Origin of the sequence: Stieleria sp., assembly GCF_041595215.1 — a bacterium.
Taxonomy (GTDB): domain Bacteria; phylum Planctomycetota; class Planctomycetia; order Pirellulales; family Pirellulaceae; genus Stieleria; species Stieleria magnilauensis.
Genome location: NZ_JBFHKV010001502.1, coordinates 1 through 1,541, shown reverse-complemented (window position 1 = coordinate 1,541; position 1,541 = coordinate 1). Strand labels below are relative to the sequence as shown.

1 protein-coding gene is annotated in these 1,541 nt (G+C 58.5%); it reads right to left on the bottom strand.

Going from position 1 to position 1,541, the window contains the following annotated elements:
- Window positions 1–300: 300 nt before the first annotated feature.
- Window positions 301–1,326, bottom strand: coding sequence for a hypothetical protein (locus ABX749_RS32485; protein ID WP_372899690.1), 1,026 nt, complete (start codon window positions 1,324–1,326; stop codon window positions 301–303).
- Window positions 1,327–1,541: the final 215 nt, after the last annotated feature.

Sequence of the window (1,541 nt, the reverse complement as noted above, 5' to 3'; positions counted from 1 at the left end):
CGGACCGTGGCATCGGACGGATCACCGGTCATGGCGAGCCGCACCTCGGCCGCGGTCGCTTCCTCCTTGACATACAAGATGTCGACGATTTCCCGCTCGCGACGACTGAGTTGTTCCACCCCCATCGACACCACCTCGACCAAAACGCCGACAAGAAATTTTTAACACTTCAAAATGAGTCTGACGGTCGGTCGATCCGCTGTCAACGATTTTTTTGGACATTGCGAAAAAGTTGCAAGTTGCCGATGCCGGTGCTTGGGTGGCACAAGTTACTGGCTTGCGACGATTGAACCATGCGTGTCACAGCGGCCACTGCAAGAGCGGCTTGGTCAGCGTGACCGGTTCTCGCCTGACGGGTTGCTCGGGCAACTCGATCGGCAGACGTCCGGCCTTAAGCACGGCGATGATGGTCTGGACCTCGGCTTTTCCGAAGTCGCCTGTAATCACTGCCTGCTTGCGGATCGGTTGCAGAATCTTCGGCGCGGTGATCAAGACGTCATCGAAGATGATCCCGAGTCTGGTTTGCCGCTGACCGACCGGTACATAGCGTTTGGTCAACGTTTCCAACGCGGTGCTTCCCTGCGTCGTGAATTCCAGCGAAACCGCCAGTTGACCGTTTGCATCTTCGGTTATCGCGGCGAAGCTGAGCGAATCACCGTCCAGCTGAACGTCCGGTTCGACGATCGCCAAAGCTTCCAATCCGGTGACGTTGTTGTCGAACATCCACTGTCCCACATCGACTTGCCCCTCGGAAGCTTCCAGCGTCGACGCCAAGTCGACGAGCGCACCGGTTTTAAAATCTCGCAGGATCAACCCCTGCGGTTCGATCTTCGGCTTCGGCCAACCCGTCATGGGATCGATGGATTGATCGATCAACGCCCATCGGCCGACCAGGGCGTCCGACGCGTCTCGAACCTCCAGCGAACGATCACCGCTGTCGATCTGATCCCTCGCAGCATCGATCACAGCGTCGTGGCGTCCTGGTTGGGCGAGCGCAAGAAATCGCAAGTGTCCCTCGTGGTGCAGCAGGGTCGCGATCGCATCCAGCTGCGCGCTGTCGGTGGTTTCCAAGTCGATCTGCAGTTTCCTGCCGTCCTCAATCACTCGGATCTCTTTCGCCCCATTGAAGAACCCGTTTAGCCGCCGCTCGACAGCCGAGACGATTTGGTCTGCACGAACATCCGATGATTCGATCTGATACTCGATCCGCGTCCCTTTCACCGAGGTTTTGGCGAAGAACACCAGCCCGACCGCAATCGCGACCCAGACCGTGACGGCAACCGCGAGGATGGTCTTGCAGCGTGAGGGGGGGTGATGTTGGTTCATTTGGTATGCACTCGTATTCCGTGTCAGCTAACTTTTCGCGTAGTGGACGAGGCGACGAGCCCTCTGCTTTTCGGGTAGTGGACAAGGCGACGAGTCCTCTGCTCTTCGGGTAGCGGACGAGGCGACGAGTCCTCTGCTCTTCGGGTAGCGGACGAGGCGACGAGTCCTCTGCTCTTCGGGTAGTGGACGAGGCGACGAGTCCTCTGCTCTTCGGG